Origin of the sequence: Brevibacillus sp. BC25 (assembly GCF_000282075.1) — a bacterium.
GTDB lineage: Bacteria > Bacillota > Bacilli > Brevibacillales > Brevibacillaceae > Brevibacillus.
This window is the reverse complement of record NZ_AKIX01000094.1, coordinates 21,016-41,571: the sequence shown is the minus strand read 5'-3', so window position 1 is coordinate 41,571 and position 20,556 is coordinate 21,016. Positions and strand designations below refer to the sequence as shown.

Below are 20,556 nucleotides of genomic sequence, written 5' to 3'. Positions count from 1 at the left end.
GAGTATTCATGGTAAGGTAAAGCCAGTTGGGGGTGTAGTCGCGAAGGTAGAGGCCGCCAAACAAGCGGGAGCGACCAGAGTCATCATTCCACAGGAAAACTGGCAAAGCATTTTTGCAGACATGAAAGGGATTGAAATCATACCAGTGTCCACTGTCACTGAGGTAATCGAGCTGGCTGTACCGCAAGTTGCCATGCAAGAAGAAGAGGCGACGGGATTTACTTTGCAAATCCCAGCAGAGGATCTCGCTTCCTCTCCGCTATCACTGTAACAGTCGGGTATGCTCGCAAATTAGACATCGGATTGTGTTTGCGCTACAATGGAAAAAAGCTTCTGCTTGCAATGAGCCTGAGGCCTTGCCCGGCCTGAAACGAGCTCCACAAAAAATGATGCGTATGATCTTTTTTGTCTCGTTTTTTTGGGCCGGGCGGGCGTTTGAAAAACGGCTTTGAGGGCCGTTTTTGTCTGTTATTAGGCTCTTTGTAAGAGGGTAGATCAACAAGGAGAGGTGCATCCGCTTGGGCGAACGTTCCGGTAAACGAGAATTACCGCTTCTCCCGTTGCGAGGATTGCTTGTTTATCCGACAATGGTACTCCATTTGGACGTTGGACGGGAAAAGTCCATCCGCGCATTGGAGCAAGCCATGGTAGACGATAACAAGATTTTGCTTGCGACACAGGAAGAGGTCCATATAGAAGAGCCAGATGCTGAGCAAATCTACAGTATTGGTACCGTTGCGCGTGTGAAACAAATGCTGAAGCTGCCGAATGGGACAATCCGTGTATTGGTAGAAGGCTTGCAACGCGCGAAAATCGAGGAGTATCTTCAACAGGAAGATTATTTCGTCGTGTCGATTACATATTTGCAAGATGAAAAAACAGAGCAAAACGAAGTGGAAGCTTTAATGCGTTCCTTGCTGGGCCACTTTGAGCAGTACATCAAGCTGTCCAAAAAGGTTTCTCCAGAGACGCTAACCTCTGTGCAGGACATTGAGGAACCAGGACGTTTGGCGGATGTGATTGCTTCGCATTTGCCGCTCAAGATGAAGGATAAACAAGAAATTTTGGAGACGACCAACATCAAGGAACGTCTCGAAATTCTTTTAACCATTTTGAACAACGAGCGCGAGGTACTTGAGCTGGAGCGCAAGATCGGCAACCGCGTGAAGAAACAGATGGAGCGCACGCAAAAGGAATATTACCTGCGTGAGCAAATGAAGGCTATCCAAAAAGAGCTGGGCGACAAGGACGGACGCCAAGGCGAAGTAGATGAGCTGCGTGCTCAGCTCGAAAAATCGGACGCTCCTGAGCGGATCAAAACGAAGATCGAGAAGGAGCTCGAGCGTCTGGAGAAGATGCCGGCGACTTCTGCGGAAGGCTCGGTCATCCGTACGTATATCGATACCTTGTTTGCGCTGCCGTGGACGAAAACGACAGAAGATAATCTGGATATTCATCATGCACAGCAAGTTCTCGATGAAGATCATTACGGCTTGGATAAACCGAAGGAGCGCGTCTTGGAGTATTTGGCAGTACAAAAGCTGGTAAACTCCATGCGTGGACCGATTCTTTGTCTGGTAGGCCCTCCGGGTGTCGGAAAAACGTCTCTGGCCCGTTCCGTAGCGCGTGCAATCGGGCGCAATTTCGTTCGTATTTCCTTGGGTGGAGTACGCGACGAAGCAGAGATTCGCGGACACCGCCGCACGTATGTAGGTGCTCTCCCAGGGCGAATCATACAAGGAATGAAGCAAGCTGGTACGATTAATCCTGTCTTTTTGCTGGATGAGATCGACAAGCTCGCGTCTGATTTCCGTGGAGACCCTGCGTCTGCACTGCTCGAAGTACTCGATCCAAACCAAAATGATAAATTCAGTGACCACTATATCGAAGAGACCTATGATTTGACGAACGTCATGTTTATTACGACCGCAAACAGTCTCGATACGATTCCGCGTCCGCTTTTGGACCGGATGGAGGTCATCTCAATTTCCAGCTATACCGAACTGGAAAAGCTGAACATTTTGCGTGATTACCTCTTGCCGAAGCAAATGCAGGATCACGGTCTGGGCAAAGATAAGCTGAAAATGAACGACGATGCGATGCTAAAGCTCGTTCGTCTGTACACGCGAGAAGCGGGTGTTCGCAACCTCAATCGCGAAGCAGCCAACGTATGCCGCAAAGCTGCCAAGCTGATCGTGAGCGGTGAGAAGAAGCGTGTCATGGTTACGGTTAAGACGTTGGAGGCACTCCTCGGCAAACCGCGCTACCGCTATGGACTGGCGGAGAAAAAAGATCAAGTCGGCTCCGTTACGGGTCTGGCTTGGACACAAGCAGGCGGAGATACGCTGAATGTAGAAGTCAGCATTTTGCCTGGAAAAGGAAAGCTCACCCTGACAGGGAAACTGGGTGATGTCATGAAGGAATCTGCGCAGGCTGCATTCAGCTATATTCGCTCCCATGCAGATCAGTGGGGAATTGATCCGTCCTTCCACGAGAAGAACGATATCCACATCCACGTTCCAGAAGGGGCGATTCCAAAAGACGGTCCGTCTGCTGGGATTACTATGGCAACCGCACTCGTATCCGCCCTCACGAAAATCCCTGTGAAAAAGGAAGTGGGGATGACTGGGGAGATTACGTTGCGAGGTCGGGTTCTACCAATTGGCGGGCTGAAAGAAAAGTGCATGTCTGCTCACCGTGCAGGTTTAACCACGATCATTTTGCCAAAAGAAAACGAGAAGGATATCGAGGATATCCCGGAGAGCGTACGCGGTGAACTGACATTCTATCCAGTTGATCATTTAGATGAAGTGCTGCGTCACGCGCTAACTAAACAGCCAGTAGGTGACAAAGCATGAAAGTAACATCATCAGAGTTTATTATCAGCGCGGTTGGACCAAAGCAGTATCCGACTGATGGTCTCCATGAGATCGCGCTGGTAGGGCGATCTAACGTAGGAAAATCATCATTGCTTAATAAAATGATGAACCGCAAAGGGCTTGCCCGGATCAGTTCTCGTCCGGGTAAAACCCAGACATTAAACTATTTCCGTGTGAATCAAATGCTCTACTTCGTTGACTTCCCGGGTTATGGGTATGCAAAAGTAGCGAAGACGATCAAGGAACAATGGGGAAAAATGATCGAGGGCTATTTGAAAAACCGGGAAGAGCTTCGCTTCGTTATTCAACTAGTCGATATTCGTCATGCTCCAAGTAAAGACGACGTTGCGATGTACGATTGGTGTAAGCAAATCGGGATCCCTACCGTAGTCGTAGCGACGAAAGGTGATAAAATCGCTCGCGGGCGTTGGCTACAGCATACGAAGATCATCCGTCAAAGCTTGAATTTGCGAGGGGATGATACGATCATTGTATTTTCCTCGGAGACAGGTCAAGGCAAGGATGAACTGTGGGCAGAAATCATGCGTCGTATCCGTGCTGGCGAGGAAATGGCCAGGGAGGCTACTAAGGCTGAGGAGACTGCTCCAGCCAATGAGTAATTCTTAAACCCAATTCGTCGTGGGGAAGGGAGCATCTGAGTGAGCGGGAGTGCTTGCTTTGCTGTACGTGGTGTGATCGAAGGCTTTTATGGAACACCTTGGACACATGAAGAGCGGCTGGATATGATCGACTTTTTGCACCGACATGATTACAACGCGTATTTCTACGCCCCAAAAGATGACGAGTATCTGCGAGAACGATGGATGGAGCCACTTCCTGCAAAAGCCAATCAACAGTTAGATGAGCTGATCCAGCGGGCACAAACTCGCAACATGCAGTTTATTTATTGCTTGGGACCTGGGCTCAGCATGGAATATACGAATTGTCAGCACTTGGAGCTGTTGGGCAGGAAGTATCGGGATTTGTATGATCGCGGTGTGCGTTACTTTGCGCTATTGTTCGATGATATCCCCATGCATCTGTTGCATGAGAAGGATGTAGCCGAGTTTGTCCATTTGGCGGAGGCGCATGCCCGTACGACGCTTTATGTGTGGGATTTGATACGCAACTGGGGCGATCCAGTCAAGCTGGTTGTCTGTCCTACACAATACAATGGGATTGGAAAAGAAGCGTACATCATGTACCTGGGCCAGCATTTGCCGCCAGAAATCGATTTGTTCTGGACGGGACGATTCGTCTGCTCACCCTACCTGACGGACGGCGATGCGATTCGCTTTCAGGAGTACACGGGTCATCAGCCATTTTATTGGGACAACTACCCGGTGAATGATTTGGCCATGGCGAACGAACTACATATCGGTCCATTACGTCACCGTGACCCTGACCTGTGGCAATACGCAGCAGGCTATGTGGCGAATGCGATGTCTAGATCAGAATGCTCGAAGATTCCTTTGATTACGACGGCAGCTTATTTGCGAGATCCGATCGGCTACGATCCTGATAGAGTATGGAAACAAGCCGTAGAGGAAGTAGCGGGACAAAAGGATGCAGATGCTTTCTTCACCTTTGCGGATAACGTGCAAAGCTCGTTTTTATGCGAGGTGGAATCGCCGCGATTGCTAGAAGCTATTCTGACCTTCCGCTTTCATTTTTTGCAGGGAGATCGGCAAAAAGCCATTGCTGACTTGACGGCTCTTTTTCAGAAGATGGAGGCTGCGGCAGACAAGCTGTTGGCAGGAATGACGAATCAGAAGCTTGCAGAAGAAACGAGGCCGTGGGTGGAGAAGTTCCATCTATGGTCCAAGGTCGGTCTGTCGGCAGTCGAACTCATTGATCATGGGACAAGAGGGCGACTCCCACAAGCAGCGTATCATTTGCTCCGACTAAAGCAGTGGCTCAAACGAACGGAGCGTTACCCGCAAGAAGTATGCGGACCGGTCATGCAGCTTTTTGTGGATGCGGTAATGCTAGAGGTCAAGAAGAGCTCATAAAAAAAGTTCCTTTCCCGCAGGGGAGAAGGAACTTTTTTACTTTTCGCATCAGGCGGATTCACGACCGTCATTTGGTTTTCTTTGACGGAAACTCCGCAACCATTCTTGAATCGGCAGCTCAGCGAGAATCATGCCGGTGAAAATTAGGAGACATCCGGTCAACTGTCTTCCACTTAATACTTCATGAATAAAGACGTATGAGGTGAGTGCAGCAAATACGGGTTCCAAAGCGAAAATGAGAGCGACCCGCGTCGAGCTGGTTTGTTTTTGTAGGGCCGTCTGCGCGAGAAAGGCCAGTGCCGTGGCGAAAATAGAAGTGATGATCAAACCAAAGGCCACCTCGGGAATGAACAAGATCGCCGGATCAAAAGCACGACTCCAATCCTCAAAGAAAAAGGCGTACAGCCAGCTCATAACACCTACCGTGCCTAATTGCGTAATGGCAAGGGGCAATGCCGCAAAACGAGGTGCATATTTGCCGGTAGAGACGATTTGCATGGCGAAGCAGATTGCACCGAAGAATACCAGGGCATCACCGAGATTAAAGGAGAACGACTGGTTCTGTGTCAGCAGATACAAGCCGAACGCTGCTAGAATCACGCCAACGATAGCGAAAGGCTTGACACGCTCACGCAAGAGCAAGAACGAGAAGAGCGGCACCAATACGACGGATAAACCAGTGATAAAGCCAGCTTTGGACGGCGATGTATACAAAAGTCCCACAGTCTGTAAGGCGTATCCCAGACAGAGCCAAAAACCGAGGATGACGCCTGCACGAAGCAGTGGCCCTCTCCATTCATAGGTCTGCCCACGATGACGATTGCGGATGAAATAGATGATCAATAAAAATAACGCAGCAATGGTAAAGCGTACGGCGTTAAACGTATTGGGAGGCAGCGATGCGATTGCCTGTTGTACGATCAAAAACGTAGTTCCCCAGATAACTGCGACGAGGAGCAGCGTTATGTCTGCCATCCAAGGTTTTCTCAAAGCTTCTTTCCTCTCCTTTCTGACATTTTCGCAATTTTTCTTCTGTTTTCATGTATAGCCGACATCATAAGGGATTCCCGGAAGGAACGCAAGCGGATTATATAGGATATACGCAAAGTACACTCCGTTAATAAACTTTTCACAATTACTCTTATCCGATTCAGGACATAATGATATAATAATAGTGCATTTTACATATGCCGCTAACAGGTTTGTTATTCTGGGAGGACATTATGGATATTCTTTTGCTGGGTTTAAACTACAAAACAGCTCCTGTCGAAATTCGCGAAAAGTTTACATTCAGCGACGATGGAACAGCACGCGCTCTTCATCTTCTCTCCCAGACGAAGAGTATCGCAGAATGTATCATCCTGGGGACGTGCAACCGGACGGAAATTTACGTCGTTTGCGACCAGGCGAATATTGGCCGAGACTACACTCGCCGTTTTTTGGCGGAATGGTTCGGCGTGGAGAAAGAACAATTTAAGGATCATCTCTATATAAAAGAGAACGAACAGGCAATCGAGCACTTGTTCCGCGTCTCTTCCGGTCTTGATTCGATGGTAATGGGAGAAACACAAATCCTCGGACAAGTCCGGGATGCGTTCCTGTTGGCGCAGGAGCGTCAAACGACAGGGACTGTCTTTAACACCTTATTCAAGCAAGCGATTACGTTCGCCAAGCGTGCCCATACAGAGACAGCGATTGGACAAAATGCGGTTTCTGTTAGCTACGCTGCTGTCGAACTGGGGAAAAAGATCTTCGGTTCCTTCGCAGGGAAGTCTGTCCTGATCGTCGGAGCGGGCAAAATGAGTGAGCTGACCGCCAAGCACCTGCACGCAAATGGATCGGAACGCGTCATGGTAGCGAATCGTACATTGGAGCGAGCGCAGCTTTTGGCAGAAAAGTTCAAGGGTGACTCCTGTACGATGGAGCAGCTGCCAGAGGCACTGCTCACAGCAGACATCGTCATCAGCTCGACCGGAGCTACAGGTTATGTCCTCGGCAAAAAAGAACTGGCTCCGATCATGAAACAACGGAAGCATCGTCCGTTGTTCATGGTGGATATCGCAGTTCCTCGCGACCTGAATCCTGACTTGCATGATCTTGATAACGTATTTTTATATGATATTGACGATCTCGAAGGCATCGTTGCGAGTAACGTTGCAGAACGTTCTCGTGAAGCGGAACGTCTGGATGTCATGATTCAAGAAGAGATTGTGGCATTCACGACCTGGTACCAGACGCTTGGAGTGGCGCCACTCATCGCTGCACTGCGTGACAAGGCAAACACGATTCAAAGCGAAGCGATGCGAAAAATCGAAAACAAGCTGCCGAACCTGTCTGAGCGGGAGATGCACATCATCCGCAAGACAACCAAGGGCATTGTCAATCAATTGTTGCACGATCCGGTCGTGCGTTTAAAAGAAATGGCAGCTACCAAAGATGGGGAAGAAGTGCTGGATATTTTCGAGAAAATGTTTGCGTTGGAGGAGATCCTGGAGCGAAAAGAACAGGAAGCAATCTGGTCTAACGATAAAAATAAACAGACATCTTCTTCTCGGGAGCAAGTATTGGCTTCCCGGTTCCCTGACTAAGCTGACCTAACAATCTATCTGCTACTGTTAGAAACCGATTGGGAAAGTGGGGGAGAGAGTACATGGCCGAGGTGAGATGGATCTACGACTTGACGATCTTTCTCTACGCTGCAAGTGTTCTCTTCTATTTTAACGACTTCTTGCAAAGCAACCGGAAAGTCAATCGTCTGGCTTTCGGGTTGCTTGTTGTCGTTTGGGCCTTGCAAACCGCATTTTTTGTCTCGCAAGCAGTCATGAAGGGGTATTTTCCAGTCATTACGCTGTTTGAGACGCTCTTTTTTTATTCATGGGTGCTGGTAGGCTTGTCGCTTACCATTCACTATTTTTTTCGGATTGATTTGCTGGTTTTTTTTACTAATATTATCGGATTCGTCGTGCTCGTCATGTCGATGTTTTTGCCGGAAACGCCGATTGAGGCTGTATCGAGTATCTTGACCTCTGAGCTATTGTTGACACATGTGACACTGGCCATGTTCAGCTACGGGGCGTTCTCGCTCTCCATGATCTTCTCGGCCATGTACTTGCTTCAGCACAAAATGCTCAAGGAAAGACGCTGGTCCCCGTTGCTCAGGCGGTTGCCTAGCCTCGATCAATTGGAAGGCTACGCGTATCGAATGAACATGCTGGGTGTACCGATGCTCTTGCTCTCGATTGTATTAGGGATCATTTGGGGTAAAATGGTTTTGCCGGAGAAATTTCTGCTAGATTCAAAAGTAGTGCTCTCCACGCTGGTTCTTGCGATTTATTCGCTATGGCTGTACCAACGCTATCGGGATACGGTGCAGATGCGCAGACTCGCGCAGTGGAACGTCTTGGCGTTTTTGTTACTGCTTATCAATTTTTTAGGCTTCACTACTTCTACATTTCACGACTGGTGGTAGGGGCTGTTTATCAAGGAGGCTGTCATGGGAAAATGGAGAGTGGGAACGCGTCGAAGCAAATTGGCGCTCACCCAAACGAATTGGGTCGTAGATAAACTGAAGGGGTTCGCACCTGAGGCTGATTTTGAATTGCATGAAATCGTGACAAAAGGCGATCGAATCCTCGATGTGACCTTGTCCAAAGTAGGCGGAAAAGGATTGTTTATTAAAGAAATCGAGCAATCCTTGTTCGATAGGGAAACCGATTTTGCAGTACACAGCTTGAAGGATATGCCGGCTGAATTGCCAGAGGGCTTGGTAATCGGCGCGATTCCAAAGCGTGTTGATCCCCGAGATGTCCTGCTTTCCAAGGACGGCAAGACATTGGATGAATTACCACAAGGAGCTTTGGTAGGGACCAGTAGCTTGCGCCGTTCTGCACAAATTCTCGCACATCGCCCTGACATTCAGATCGAATCTCTGCGTGGAAATATTGATACGCGCATACGCAAGCTGGAGGAAGGAAATTTTGATGCGATCATCCTCGCTGCAGCTGGACTTGAGCGCGTGAATTTTGAAGGGAACATCTCGCAGTTCCTGCCTGTTGAAATCAGCTTGCCAGCTGTCGGTCAAGGTGCGCTTGCCATCGAGTGTCGTGCAGACGATGAGGAGACACTCGCTCTCTTGAAGCAGTTTGATGACGCACTGACGCGTTTGGCGGTAACGGCAGAGCGCAGCTTCCTGCATAAACTCCAAGGAGGCTGCCAGGTGCCGATTGGCGCATATGCGACAATTGGTGAGAACAATGAAATTACTTTGACCGGAATGGTTGGCTCCCCAGATGGGAAGCAAATGTTCAAAAACACGGCGACTGGCCAAGATCCGCTAGCGCTGGGGATTCAAGTGGCGGAAGCCCTTCTGGCGCAGGGAGCGGGAGAGGTACTTGCGCAAGTCTTGCGGGAGAATGAGCAATGATTGTCCACGGATCGCACAAGCCGCTAACTGGCAAGTGCATCATGGTCACGCGGGCGAGAAGTCAAGTTCGCGAGCTCGTTGAACATATCGAGCGGTTGGGTGGAGAAGCGTACGCATTTCCCCTGTTAAAAATGATACCGCCGACGGACACTGCCAAGCTCGACGAAGCCATCACCCAGTTGCCAACATACGACTGGGTGGTCTTCACGAGTGTGAATGGCGTACGTTTCTTTTTGGAGCGTATGCGCGAGCTCGGGGTAGGACTCGAAGCGTTCACTGGCAAAATTGCTGCGGTCGGTCCGAAGACGGCCAAGGCGCTTGAGCATCACGGACTCGAAGTAGCTGTCATCCCGTCTGATTACGTGGCGGAGGGCTTGCTGTCGAGCTTGTATGATCAACTGCTTCCTGGTCAGCGCATTCTGCTGCCTCGTGCAGATATTGCCCGCAAGGCACTACCAAAGGAGTTGGCTCGCTTGGGACTTGCTGTGACAGAGGTAGACGTGTATCACACTGTCATTGATGCAGAGCAGGCTCCAGATGCAGCGGAAAAGCTCCAGCAAGGTCTCATCGATATCATCTTGTTTACCAGTTCTTCAACGGTGACGCATTTTATGGCAGCGATGGAGCCTTATGCATCGTTTGACTGGCTCAAGCGCGCTCAGATCGCCTGTATCGGACCAATAACGGCCGATACAGCAAAACAAAACGGGCTTTCTGTTCATGTGGTAGCGAGTGAGTACACCGTGGAAGGATTACTAGCAGCTATCATAGAGAATCTGGGAGGGAATCGACATGGCACAAACATTTGACCGTCATCGCCGTCTTCGCAAAAGCGCGGCTATGCGCAATCTGGTGCGGGAGAACCACGTACGGGTGGAAGACTTGATTTATCCGTTGTTCGTAGTGGAAGGAACCGGTATTAAGAATGAGATTCCGTCCATGCCAGGCGTGTATCAGCTCTCCCTGGACACATTGGCCGAAGAGATGAAGGAAATCGTAGCTCTGGGAATTCAGGCTGTTTTGATGTTTGGGGTACCAACACATAAAGACGCATGCGGAACAGAGGCGTACAATGATGATGCGATTACCCAGCAGGCGATGCGTCTGATCAAGGAAGCCCATCCGGAAATGCTCGTGATTGCAGATACATGTCTGTGTGAATACACCGATCATGGTCACTGTGGTGTGATTCACGAAGGCGAAGTCGTGAATGACGAAACATTGAAGCTTTTGGGTCAGACCGCCGTTTCCCAAGCAAAAGCTGGAGCAGATATCATTGCTCCTTCCAACATGATGGACGGTTTCGTGATTGCAATCCGTGAAGCTTTGGACGAGGCTGGTTTTGAACACATTCCGATCATGTCCTATGCGGTGAAATACGCTTCTGCCTTCTACGGGCCGTTCCGCGATGCGGCAGGCTCGACTCCACAATTCGGCGATCGCAAAAGCTATCAAATGGACGCGGCCAATGCACGGGAAGGTCTGCGCGAGGCAGCTTCCGATGTAAAAGAAGGAGCTGACTTCTTGATCGTGAAGCCAGGTCTTGCCTTCATGGACATGGTTCTCCGTCTGCGTGAGAACTTCAACCTGCCGATCGTGGCTTACAATGTGAGTGCAGAGTATTCTATGGTAAAAGCGGCAGCTCTGAATGGCTGGATCGATGAAGAGCGTATCGTTATGGAAACATTGGTTGGTTTCAAGCGCGCAGGTGCAGATTTGATCATTACGTACCATGCAAAAGATGTTGCAAAATGGCTGGCGAGGTGAGCACGAGATGAATAGAGAAAAATCTACTCAGTTATTTGCAGAAGCACAGCATTACATACCAGGCGGAGTAAACAGTCCGGTTCGTGCCTTTAAGAGTGTCGGAGGCAATCCTGTTTACATCGCAAAAGGAGAAGGCTCCCGCATTTTTGATGTGGATGGAAACAGCTATATTGACTACATCGGCTCGTGGGGTCCATTGATCTTGGGTCATGCGCATCCGCGTGTCCTCGCAGCGATTACGGAAGTAGCTGCGCTTGGAACCAGCTTCGGCGCACCGACTGAGCGGGAAACAGAAATGGCAAAGCTCGTTTGTGAGATCGTGCCGTCTGTAGAAGTCGTGCGCATGGTGAACTCCGGTACAGAGGCGACGATGAGTGCTCTGCGTCTCGCGCGTGGCTATACCAGACGCAACAAAATCATGAAGTTCGAAGGCTGCTACCATGGTCATGCCGACAGCCTGTTGATCAAAGCTGGTTCTGGTGTGGCTACACTCGGGCTTCCAGACAGCCCAGGCGTACCAGAAGGAACAGCACACAACACGATTACGGTTCCTTACAATGATCTGGAAAGCGTCAAACTGGCATTTGAATCGTTTGGCGATGATCTGGCAGCAGTCATTGTGGAGCCAATCGGCGGCAACATGGGGGTCGTTCCTCCACAGCCAGGCTTCCTCGAAGGACTGCGTGAAATTACAGAGAAACATGGGGCACTGCTGATTTTCGATGAAGTCATGACTGGCTTCCGTGTAGCATTGGGCGGTGCACAAGAGCTGTACGGCATTACTCCGGATTTGACAACGATGGGGAAAGTTATCGGCGGTGGCTTGCCAGTTGGTGCATACGGTGGCAAACGGGAGATCATGCAGCAAGTGGCTCCAGCAGGACCAATCTATCAGGCAGGAACGCTGTCGGGTAATCCTTTGGCAATGGCAGCAGGCTTGACTACCTTGCAAGAGCTCAGTAAACCAGGCTCTTACGAACGCTTGGAGAAAATGTCCGCTCGTTTGGCTGAAGGCTTGGCTGACAATGCCAAGAAGCTGGGCATTCCGTACACGCTCAATCGCGTAGGCTCCATGGTTTGCCTGTTCTTCACGGAGACACCGGTTATCAACTATGAAACAGCGAAAACATCCGATCTGGAGCGTTTCTCCGCGTACTTTAGCTATCTGCTGGAGGAAGGCATCATGATCCCGCCGTCCCAGTTTGAGGGTATGTTCGTTTCCTTGGCACATACTGATGAAGATATCGAACGGACGATTGAAGCAAGCTACAGAGCGATGAAAAAAGCGTTTGAATAAAGAATGAAAAGAAGAAGCACTTCCTTGCTGATGCAGGAGGTGCTTTTTTTGATTTTTTTTGCAGGATTTTTCCACCCCCTGTCAAAATACGAAGGAAAATGCAGATGATGAGGTGGAGACATGGAAGGGATGATTGTTCACGTACCGCAAAAGCATCTGGTTGGTCTTAGCTTCTCTGGTTCCTTTCCGATGCTTGTCGAGTACATGCCAAAGCTGTGGGAGACCTTTTTGAAGCGCCAGGATGAGATTCCTCTCGTGATTTCACCAGATGTTCGTTACGACATCAGCGACGAGAATCGGACGTACCAAATGTATACCGAGTACATTGTGGTGGAAGTAGAGCGTTTTGAGCATATCCCTGAGGGCATGGTGGGTTTCACCATTCCAGCGAAGACATACGTCCGCTTTACCCACACAGGGCCGATGGAACAGGTCCAAAACACGTATCACAGTTTGTTTGGTTGGCTAAACGCAAGCGCCCATCAGGTAGATGAGAATGCTCTTCGAATGGAGCGCTACGATCAACGGTACGTTCCTTCTGTGCATGAGTCTGCTCGGGTCGAGAACACGTACGAAATTTTAATCCCGCTTCGGTAAAAGAACAGCGAAGCAGCACCTCTAAACGGCCAACACCTTTTATACCCAAAAGCGGGAGGTGTTGGCCGTTTGGTTTCACCAATTGGAATCCAGACTCGTATACTGTATAAAACAGGACAGGGGTGACAAGTGTGGTGAAATTGAAATGGCGTTATCAAAAGCACTTGCGCAAGCGTTACGGTCGGTTGATTTGGAGTGTTCGCAAACGGAAAAATCGGAAAGGATACTTTAAATCGAATGTCTGGGCACATCATCGCACGAGTTATCGTATTCTTGTCGCTAACGAATACATCGCTGCACACTTAGCCAAAAAACTCGGGTTACCCGTTGCAAAAGTATTACAGGCTCGTGTAAAAGGACCACGAGGGTACATTAAGCGCGGTCTTGTCTCTGTCACAGCCAATGCCAAAAAGGTTATTCCTTGGAAAAAGGCGAAGTCTTACGTAAAGAAAAAACCGCAAAAGTATATCAAGAATGCCAAAAAATTAGCACGTTTGGTTGCTTTCGATGCATGGATTCTTAACCCGGACCGTTCGAATCGCAACTTGATTCTCTACCGAAGAAAATCATGGAAGAAATACAAATGGTATGGCATCGATCACGGCATATCATTGTTTGGCAATCCTGATAAATGGAATCTTCGCAGAGCAAAGAAAAAGTTCTCCTGTAAAAAAGCATACAAATTTTGCTTGCATACCGGGGACAAAAAGAAGCAACGAATTCCCTACGGATTGAGACGGTTCACGCGGGAAAATCGAAAGCAGCTTGACAAGATAGTGAAAGAAATCCAATCTTTGCCTACTTCAGAAATCAAAAAAGCGATTAAAAGAGTACCAAAAGGGTGTTTGAAAAAGTCCGAAAAAAAATTCATCCAAAAAGTATTGCAATGCAGACGCAAGCAAATGAAAAAAGCGGTGAAGCGGGTATCGAAGCGTTTTGCTTAAATGTCCAGCGACTTGTCCAAAAAACAACCCAGCTCATCCATGATAGACTGCAAGACTTGTAAGGAAAGGTCAACCTGCAGACCGATGTCTAGGGAGTGGTTTGCGTTTTGTGGCAGATACCGATGAATATTTGGCTTGGAAGTAATGATTCTTTCGAGAGTAGGCTGATGGTAGTGGGGATCGGCAGTACCTGAGACGAGAAAGACATTTTGCTCCAGCGCAAGCAAGTCTGCCACGACCAAATCCTCCCTCAGCAACGGAGTCAACAGGATCGCAGACGAACGGGAAAAACGAGGTTCCTTGAGCAAAGAACATGCAATCGGAACTGTTCCGAGTGATTTCCCGAGAAAGAAAACACGTTCATACTCCTGCTGATCTAGTACTTGGGAGACAACCGTTTGCATATCCTCGCTGATCCAAGCGCTGCGTTTTGCGAATGAGCTGGTTTCGAAATCAGGGATGTCTTTTCCATACGCAGCGTGCACATGGACGAGATCGATCTGTTTGCTCAATAAAAGCATGGTAGAATAATACAGATAAGGCCTGTCGAACGAATAGCTGGCTCCGGGGAAGAAAAAACAGACGGAGCAAGAGGGCGTCTGATTTGCCTGAATGTGCGTGTACTTCATTTCTCTCCCGTCCCTGACGATCACGGAACCTGTTTTTGGGTATACCATCTACTAGCTACACCTCTTTCATGTTCTTTGGAACAAGGGTTATTTTCAAATCGTAAGGGCCAGCAGCACTTTTTGACAAGAAGTAAACAAACAGTAAAGGAGTATGATTCGATGAAAAAGGAAGTCCAACTGAGTAACGGCATCAAAATAGCCTATGTAGAAGAAGGAACAGGGGAGTCGCTTGTTTTGATCCACGGTTTTTGCGGGAGCTCATCTTACTGGCATAAGCTAGTTCCGCTCTTGTCTAAAACGCATCGTGTCATTGCAATCGATTTGCGTGGGCATGGAAACAGCTCGGCCCATGATGAACCGTATTCGATAGAGCGCTTTGCAGACGATCTGGCTTTGTTTGTAGATGAGCTGGGTTTAGCGAAGATTCATCTGTTTGGACATTCGCTCGGCGGCTATGTGACCTTGGCTTTTGCAAATCAATACGAGGACAAGCTAGCGAGCTTTGGCTTGGTCCATTCGACGCCATATCCGGATGACGACGCTGCCAAAGCCAATCGGGATAAAGGCGCAGACAACATCCGCCAAAATGGCATGGAACCGTTTATCAAAGCCCTCGTACCGAAGCTGTTCGCACCTTCTCATATCGAGACGATGAGAGAAGAAGTCCAGCTAGCAAAAGAAATTGGCTTTGCGACAAGCCCGGTTGGAGCCGTCCAAACATTAATCGCTATGCGTGATCGAGCGGATCGCAATCATGTGCTGCAAGAAACGACGTTACCTGTGCTATTAGTCGCAGGAACAGAGGACCAGATCATTCCTGCTGAAAAAACTTTTACAGTAGATAAAAATAACGTCGAACAAGTGCTGTTGCCTGATGCTGGGCATATGGGCATGGTTGAATCACCAGAGAAAATGGCTGAAGCCTTCAAGAGCTTTCTAAACAGAAAGTAAACAAATATCACACCATAGTCCTAGCAAATTTTGCTATAATGAAAACGTTATCCTATTTATTTTTACATAGACGAGAGGGGAAATTATCATGAAAAAGGCACGTCGGATTACGATGACGGCGTTTGCATCTATCGTATTTGCATCGCTGATGTCTTCCTCAGCATTTGCAGCACCATTGCATCCCGTACAGCACACTGACTGGATGGTGAAAAAGGCAATTGTATCAGCGGGTCAAAATGGCGATCTTGCTTTGGATCGTGCCGTGACTCTCGCGGAGGCTACTGTTGTTTTCTCCAAATTGAAAGAGGCAAAACTGGGAGCAGCCGCTAAAGGTGCTCATTGGTCTACTCCTTACTTCGACTGGGCAAAGAGCCAAGGTGCTCTTACACAAGACGACTATAAAAACCCTGCGCAAGCCGTAACGTCTGCCAAGCTGACACAAATGGCTGACAAACTGGGCTACAAAATGAAGCTCGACAACAAAGCTACTGTAACGCGCGGTGAATTTTTCCAGGCATTGGGTGATGCGGCTACCACGCATGTAACGATTGCACACACTAACGATACACACGGTCATATTCAAGAAGACAAGAACCAAAAAGAATTCGGCTTTGCCAAAATCGCAACCTTGCTCAAGGAATGGCGTGCAGAGAACGAAAACTTCTTGCTCTTGGACGCTGGTGATACCTTCCAAGGTACCGTTTTCGTGAACCAATTCAAAGGCGAATCTGTTGTTCCAATCCTCAACAGCCTCGACTACAACGTAATGGCTGCAGGTAACCACGAGTTTGACTTCGGTTATGAGCAATTGCTCAAGCTGCGTGACATGCTCGAGCATCCAGTCATCTCAGCTAACGTGTTCAAGGCAGATGGAAAAGAATTGCTGCCACCTGTTTTCAAAGCAGAGATTGGCGGGAAGAAATTCGCCTTTGTTGGTTTCGTAGCGGAAGACACACCTGTATTGACTCACCCTGACAACGTAAAAGGGCTGACATTCAAAAACCCGGTAGAAGTGGCGAAAGTACTTGTACCTGAGCTGAAAAAAGAAGTAGATCACGTGATTGTTGTTTCCCACATCGGAGTGAACGTAGACCGTGAAATCGCGAAAAACGTTCCTGGTATTGACCTGATTGTTGGTGGTCACTCCCATACTCCACTGAAAGCACCTGAACTCGTAAACGGCACGTACATCGTACAAGACTGGGAGTACGGCAAGTCCCTCGGACGCGCTGACCTCTACTACCTCGGTAAAGAACTGGTAGCATTCAGCGGCGGTTTGAAAGAGTATGATGAAGCAGTTGTAGCTGATCCAGACGTAGATAAGATGGTAAATGAAATCGTGGGCAAGATCGATACTGTCATGAATGTTGTCATTGCGAAATCCGAAGTGCCACTCGATGGTGACCGTGCACTGGTACGTACGAAAGAAACAAACGTAGGTAACCTGATCACAGATATTATGCTGGAGCGCACGCAGTCCATCAAAGGCTATGAGGCAGATGTAGCACTCGCTAACGGTGGTGGAATCCGTACTCAGCTGCCAGCAGGCGATATCACGAAAAAAGGTCTGTACACGCTCCTGCCATTCGAGAACAATACACTGGCAGTCGTAGAAGTAACAGGCGAAGAGCTGAAGAAAGCCCTCGAAAACGGCGTGAGCAAGGTAGAAGAGGGAGCAGGTCGCTTCCCGCAAGTGAGCGGCATGAGCTTCACGTACAACCCATCCAAGCCAGCTGGCGAGCGCGTAGTAGAAGTAAAAGTTGGCGAAAAGCCGCTTGACCTGACAAAAACGTATAAAGTAGCAACGATCGACTTCCTGGCAGCAGGTGGAGATGGTTACGAATCTTTGAAAAAGCCATTCTTCAACACAGGCTTGTCCATGTACAGCATTGTGGAAGAAGGCTTGATCAAGCGTAAAACTGTCAATCCAAAAGTAGAAGACCGGATTGTTGAAGTAAAATAAGGTTTGACCGGACAGGGATGGAGAAAAACCTCCCTGTCCATTTTTTACTGTATCGGATAGAATAACCTACCTCTAAAACGCGGTCGCATCTCCTTTACATGCTGCGAGAAAGAGGTTTTGTTATTATGAAGTACCTTGCAATATATAGTAGCTATTTGGTAAGCTTTTACATGGGTGATGTTGATGAACGTACAGTTTAAAAAAGGGGTTCTCGAGCTGTGTGTTCTCGTCTTGACAGCTAAGCAGGACAGATACGGCTACGAACTGGTTGCGAGCATCTCAGAAAAATTCCATATCTCTGAAGGGACGGTTTACCCCTTGCTTCGCCGTTTGACCCAGGAAGGATTTTTTACGACCTATTTGGCGGAATCACAAGAGGGACCCCCACGGAAATATTACCAGCTGACAAATCGCGGTCGTCAATACATGAATGATCTCGTTTTGGAGTGGCGAATATTTAACCGCGGGGTAAATGAGATCATAGAGGGGGGACTCGGATATGACAAGGCGTGAGTTTATGGATGAGTTAAATGCTTTGCTTAGCGCTCTGCCTGATAAAGAACGCTTAGACATCCTTGCCGATTATACAGAGCATTTTCTCTCGGGAATGAAACAAGGGAAGACGGAGTTTGAAATTGCAGAAGGATTGGGAAGTCCGAAGCTAGTGGCACGCGAGCTTTTGGCTGGCTACCGAATTGATCAAGCACAGTCCAACGCATCGGTAGGGAATATGACGAGAGCGATTGTCGCCACGATCAGCTTGGGATTTTTCAATCTCGTCTTTGTTTTGGGGCCATTTTTAGGCCTGATTGGTTTACTGATGGGGTTGTATGCGATGACTGCGGCGCTTTTGGTCGCGCCAGTCGGAATATTCTTGGATTACGGGATTCCTGCCCCGTCTCAAGAGCGACTTTTCTTGTTGTTCTCCAGCATGGTTTCCGTAGGATTGGGCGGAATGTTTGCCATCGGCTTGCTACGATTGACGAAATGGCTGTATCGCCAGTTCTTGCGTTATCTCCAGTTCAACGTGAAGATGATCAGGGGGAAATGAGATGCGAAATTTGGGGAAAAGACTCTTTGGAATAAGTCTTCTTTTGTTCATCATCGGTGTATGTGGAATCATCTGGCTCTTTACGAAGCAAGAAAATTTCTCCTTTTCGTTAAAACAAGTCAATGAAGAACGCATAATCGAACAAGAGGTAAAAGCGATTGAGTTGCTGACGGAAACGGCTGATGTGGAAATCATGGCAAGCAAGCAACCAAAAGCGAGCGTACGGATGGTCGGGGAAGTATCCGAACAACAGCAGGAGCGACTGGAGTTTCGGAGTGTAGTCTCACCAGATGGTACGCTGCTCGTAGAACTGCGTGAACGCCCTCACGTCAATATGTTTTATCCTCGCAACGGGAAGGTAAAGCTGGAGCTCTTCCTGCCAGAAAAAGTGTATGAGAACGTCCAGCTTGGAACGATGACAGGGGATATCAAGAGCGGAATGCTGCGGGCAAAGAACACGAAAATATCCACCAGCAATGGAGATGTGGACGTGTCAGGCTATGAAGGAGAAGCACTTGACGTCCAGACAGCTACAGGAGATATCAGTCTGGCGAATATTCGCTCGGCCGTTGTCATTGAAAGCTCTACAGGCGAAATTGATAAACTGACAATGCCAGAGCTGACCCATGATGTTTCTATTCGAACGGACACGGGGGATATTCGAGTGACAGTAGCCAAGGAGCCTGCTGCAGCACAGCTGGAAGTAACGACAGATACAGGAGGCATTGAAACCGCCTGGTCTAACCTTACCTATGAAAAGAACGAGGAATACAAAGTGAAGGCATCGATTGGATCAGGTGGACCCAAAATGACTGTGCGAAGTTCTACCGGGGACGTTCGCATTCAATAGGAGAAGTTTGGAAACACTGATGGATAGGATTGGAAACGGAAGAAACGAAAAGATTTTGACACAAAAGAGACATTCCTTGTCGAATGACGAATGGTATCATATTGAAGGAAACATAATTGTGCAAAGCGAGGTTTATTCATGACCGCAAAAACTTTTAACGACACGTTTTTGAAAGCATGTCGCGGTGAAGCGACAGAGCATGTTCCGGTTTGGTACATGCGTCAGGCAGGGCGTTATCAGCCAGAATACCGCGCCATCCGCGCGAAGCATAGCTTTTTTGAAATGAACTACATACCGGAAGTTTGCGCGGAAGTGACACGTCTACCTGTTGAGCAACTGGGCGTTGACGCTGCAATCTTGTTTGCAGACATCATGACGCCACTAAAACCGATTGGCGTAGATGTGAATATCGAATCTGGGATTGGTCCTGTGATCGCGAACCCAATCGAATCTTTGAAGGATGTTGAGCGTCTGCTTGAGCTCGATCCGGAAACGCATGTGCCGTACATTCTTGAATCCATTAAGATTTTGCGTCAGCAATTATCTGTTCCATTGATCGGTTTCGCAGGGGCACCATTTACACTGGCTAGCTATTTAATCGAAGGCGGCCCTTCCAAGCACTATCATAAGACAAAAGCATTCATGTATACCGAGCCAGCTGCTTGGCAGGCGCTGATGGAAAAACTGGGCGATATGACCATCACCTACCTCAAAGCGCAAATTAAAGCAGGTGCACAAGCTGTGCAAGTATTTGATTCGTGGGTCGGTGCATTGAATGACGAAGATTACCGCGAGTACATTACACCAGTCATGACTCGTATCTTCAACGCACTAAAAGATACTGGCGTGCCAACGATCTATTTTGGTATCGGGGCTGGTCATCTTTTGATGGATTGGAACCGCTTGCCTGTTGATGTGGTTGGTCTGGACTGGCGTACTTCGATTACAACTGCTCGTGAGATGGGTGTGACGAAGACGCTGCAAGGCAATTTGGACCCAACGCTGTTATTGGCCCCTTGGGAGAAGCTCGAAGCGAAGGCGAAGGAAATTTTGGATGAAGGCTCAAAACAGCCAGGCTTCATTTTCAATCTGGGACACGGCGTATTCCCTGATGCCAAAGTAGAAACACTGCAACAACTGACGAAGTTCATCCATAGTTACAAAAGGGACGTCTAAACAGGAGGGGCGCTTAC

The 20,556-nt window shown here is 48.5% G+C and carries 20 protein-coding genes; 18 read left to right on the top strand and 2 right to left on the bottom strand.

Features of this window, described 5'->3' with window-relative positions:
- The 4 genes from PMI05_RS22520 to PMI05_RS22505 all read left to right on the top strand — a co-directional run.
- The coding region (locus PMI05_RS22520; protein ID WP_007726749.1) for a S16 family serine protease at nt 1–271 on the top strand (271 nt) is incomplete at its 5' end.
- Between the two features lie 247 nt (nt 272–518).
- On the top strand, nt 519–2,858 hold the full coding sequence (lon, locus tag PMI05_RS22515) for an endopeptidase La (protein WP_007726747.1): 2,340 nt from the start codon (nt 519–521) through the stop codon (nt 2,856–2,858).
- Complete coding sequence (yihA, locus tag PMI05_RS22510; protein WP_007726746.1) at nt 2,855–3,499, top strand: ribosome biogenesis GTP-binding protein YihA/YsxC; 645 nt, start codon at nt 2,855–2,857, stop codon at nt 3,497–3,499. The genes lon and yihA overlap by 4 nt, the downstream gene beginning before the upstream one ends.
- 39 nt (nt 3,500–3,538) lie before the next feature.
- Nucleotides 3,539–4,891: a protein O-GlcNAcase gene (locus PMI05_RS22505; protein WP_007726745.1), complete on the top strand. Its 1,353-nt coding sequence runs from the start codon at nt 3,539–3,541 to the stop codon at nt 4,889–4,891.
- A gap of 48 nt (nt 4,892–4,939) precedes the next feature.
- Here the strand turns inward: PMI05_RS22505 and PMI05_RS22500 are convergent, their stop codons facing one another.
- Complete coding sequence (locus PMI05_RS22500) at nt 4,940–5,881, bottom strand: DMT family transporter (RefSeq protein WP_007726743.1); 942 nt, start codon at nt 5,879–5,881, stop codon at nt 4,940–4,942.
- A gap of 233 nt (nt 5,882–6,114) precedes the next feature.
- Here PMI05_RS22500 and hemA point away from each other — a divergent pair, with 233 nt between their 5' ends.
- From hemA to PMI05_RS22460, 8 genes are all read left to right on the top strand, one after another.
- Entirely contained in the window at nt 6,115–7,479 is a 1,365-nt protein-coding gene (hemA, locus tag PMI05_RS22495) for a glutamyl-tRNA reductase (RefSeq protein WP_007726741.1), read from the top strand.
- A gap of 62 nt (nt 7,480–7,541) precedes the next feature.
- The gene (locus PMI05_RS22490; RefSeq protein ID WP_007726739.1) at nt 7,542–8,360 is read left to right on the top strand and encodes an inner membrane protein YpjD; all 819 of its coding nucleotides are present in this window, start codon (nt 7,542–7,544) and stop codon (nt 8,358–8,360) included.
- Between the two features lie 24 nt (nt 8,361–8,384).
- Nucleotides 8,385–9,314, top strand: a complete 930-nt coding sequence (gene hemC / locus PMI05_RS22485; protein WP_007726732.1) for a hydroxymethylbilane synthase — start codon at nt 8,385–8,387, stop codon at nt 9,312–9,314.
- The gene (locus tag PMI05_RS22480; RefSeq protein WP_007726730.1) at nt 9,311–10,123 is read left to right on the top strand and encodes a uroporphyrinogen-III synthase; all 813 of its coding nucleotides are present in this window, start codon (nt 9,311–9,313) and stop codon (nt 10,121–10,123) included. Before hemC ends, PMI05_RS22480 begins: the two co-directional genes overlap by 4 nt.
- Nucleotides 10,107–11,081 carry a porphobilinogen synthase gene (gene hemB, locus PMI05_RS22475; RefSeq protein WP_007726728.1) on the top strand — a complete coding sequence of 325 codons (975 nt, stop codon included), beginning with the start codon at nt 10,107–10,109 and terminating at the stop codon, nt 11,079–11,081. The genes PMI05_RS22480 and hemB overlap by 17 nt, the downstream gene beginning before the upstream one ends.
- Before the next feature lie 7 nt (nt 11,082–11,088).
- Nucleotides 11,089–12,378, top strand: coding sequence for a glutamate-1-semialdehyde 2,1-aminomutase (hemL, locus tag PMI05_RS22470; RefSeq protein WP_007726727.1), 1,290 nt, complete (start codon nt 11,089–11,091; stop codon nt 12,376–12,378).
- Nucleotides 12,379–12,498: 120 nt separating this feature from the next.
- Nucleotides 12,499–12,975: a GyrI-like domain-containing protein gene (locus tag PMI05_RS22465; RefSeq protein ID WP_007726724.1), complete on the top strand. Its 477-nt coding sequence runs from the start codon at nt 12,499–12,501 to the stop codon at nt 12,973–12,975.
- Nucleotides 12,976–13,109: 134 nt separating this feature from the next.
- A complete protein-coding gene (locus PMI05_RS22460; protein WP_238543340.1) occupies nt 13,110–13,919 on the top strand; it encodes a HipA family kinase in 810 nt (269 codons plus the stop codon).
- Here PMI05_RS22460 and PMI05_RS22455 read toward each other — a convergent pair.
- Complete coding sequence (locus PMI05_RS22455) at nt 13,916–14,596, bottom strand: alpha/beta hydrolase (protein ID WP_007726716.1); 681 nt, start codon at nt 14,594–14,596, stop codon at nt 13,916–13,918. The genes PMI05_RS22460 and PMI05_RS22455 overlap by 4 nt on opposite strands.
- A 111-nt stretch (nt 14,597–14,707) precedes the next feature.
- On the opposite strand from PMI05_RS22455, the gene PMI05_RS22450 reads away from it, so the two are divergent.
- The 6 genes from PMI05_RS22450 to hemE all read left to right on the top strand — a co-directional run bounded on the left by PMI05_RS22450 (nt 14,708) and on the right by hemE (nt 20,539).
- Complete coding sequence (locus PMI05_RS22450; RefSeq protein ID WP_007726709.1) at nt 14,708–15,499, top strand: alpha/beta fold hydrolase; 792 nt, start codon at nt 14,708–14,710, stop codon at nt 15,497–15,499.
- An 88-nt stretch (nt 15,500–15,587) separates the two neighbouring features.
- Nucleotides 15,588–17,462, top strand: a complete 1,875-nt coding sequence (locus tag PMI05_RS22445; protein WP_007726706.1) for a bifunctional UDP-sugar hydrolase/5'-nucleotidase — start codon at nt 15,588–15,590, stop codon at nt 17,460–17,462.
- Nucleotides 17,463–17,645: 183 nt separating this feature from the next.
- Nucleotides 17,646–17,975 (top strand): PadR family transcriptional regulator, encoded by a 330-nt coding sequence (locus tag PMI05_RS22440; protein WP_039961221.1) that lies wholly within the window; start codon nt 17,646–17,648, stop codon nt 17,973–17,975.
- Nucleotides 17,962–18,513 carry an HAAS domain-containing protein gene (locus PMI05_RS22435; RefSeq protein WP_007726700.1) on the top strand — a complete coding sequence of 184 codons (552 nt, stop codon included), beginning with the start codon at nt 17,962–17,964 and terminating at the stop codon, nt 18,511–18,513. The genes PMI05_RS22440 and PMI05_RS22435 overlap by 14 nt, the downstream gene beginning before the upstream one ends.
- A gap of 1 nt (nt 18,514) precedes the next feature.
- Nucleotides 18,515–19,363 (top strand): DUF4097 family beta strand repeat-containing protein, encoded by an 849-nt coding sequence (locus PMI05_RS22430; protein WP_007726699.1) that lies wholly within the window; start codon nt 18,515–18,517, stop codon nt 19,361–19,363.
- Between the two features lie 138 nt (nt 19,364–19,501).
- Nucleotides 19,502–20,539: a uroporphyrinogen decarboxylase gene (hemE, locus tag PMI05_RS22425; protein ID WP_007726698.1), complete on the top strand. Its 1,038-nt coding sequence runs from the start codon at nt 19,502–19,504 to the stop codon at nt 20,537–20,539.
- Nucleotides 20,540–20,556: the final 17 nt, after the last annotated feature.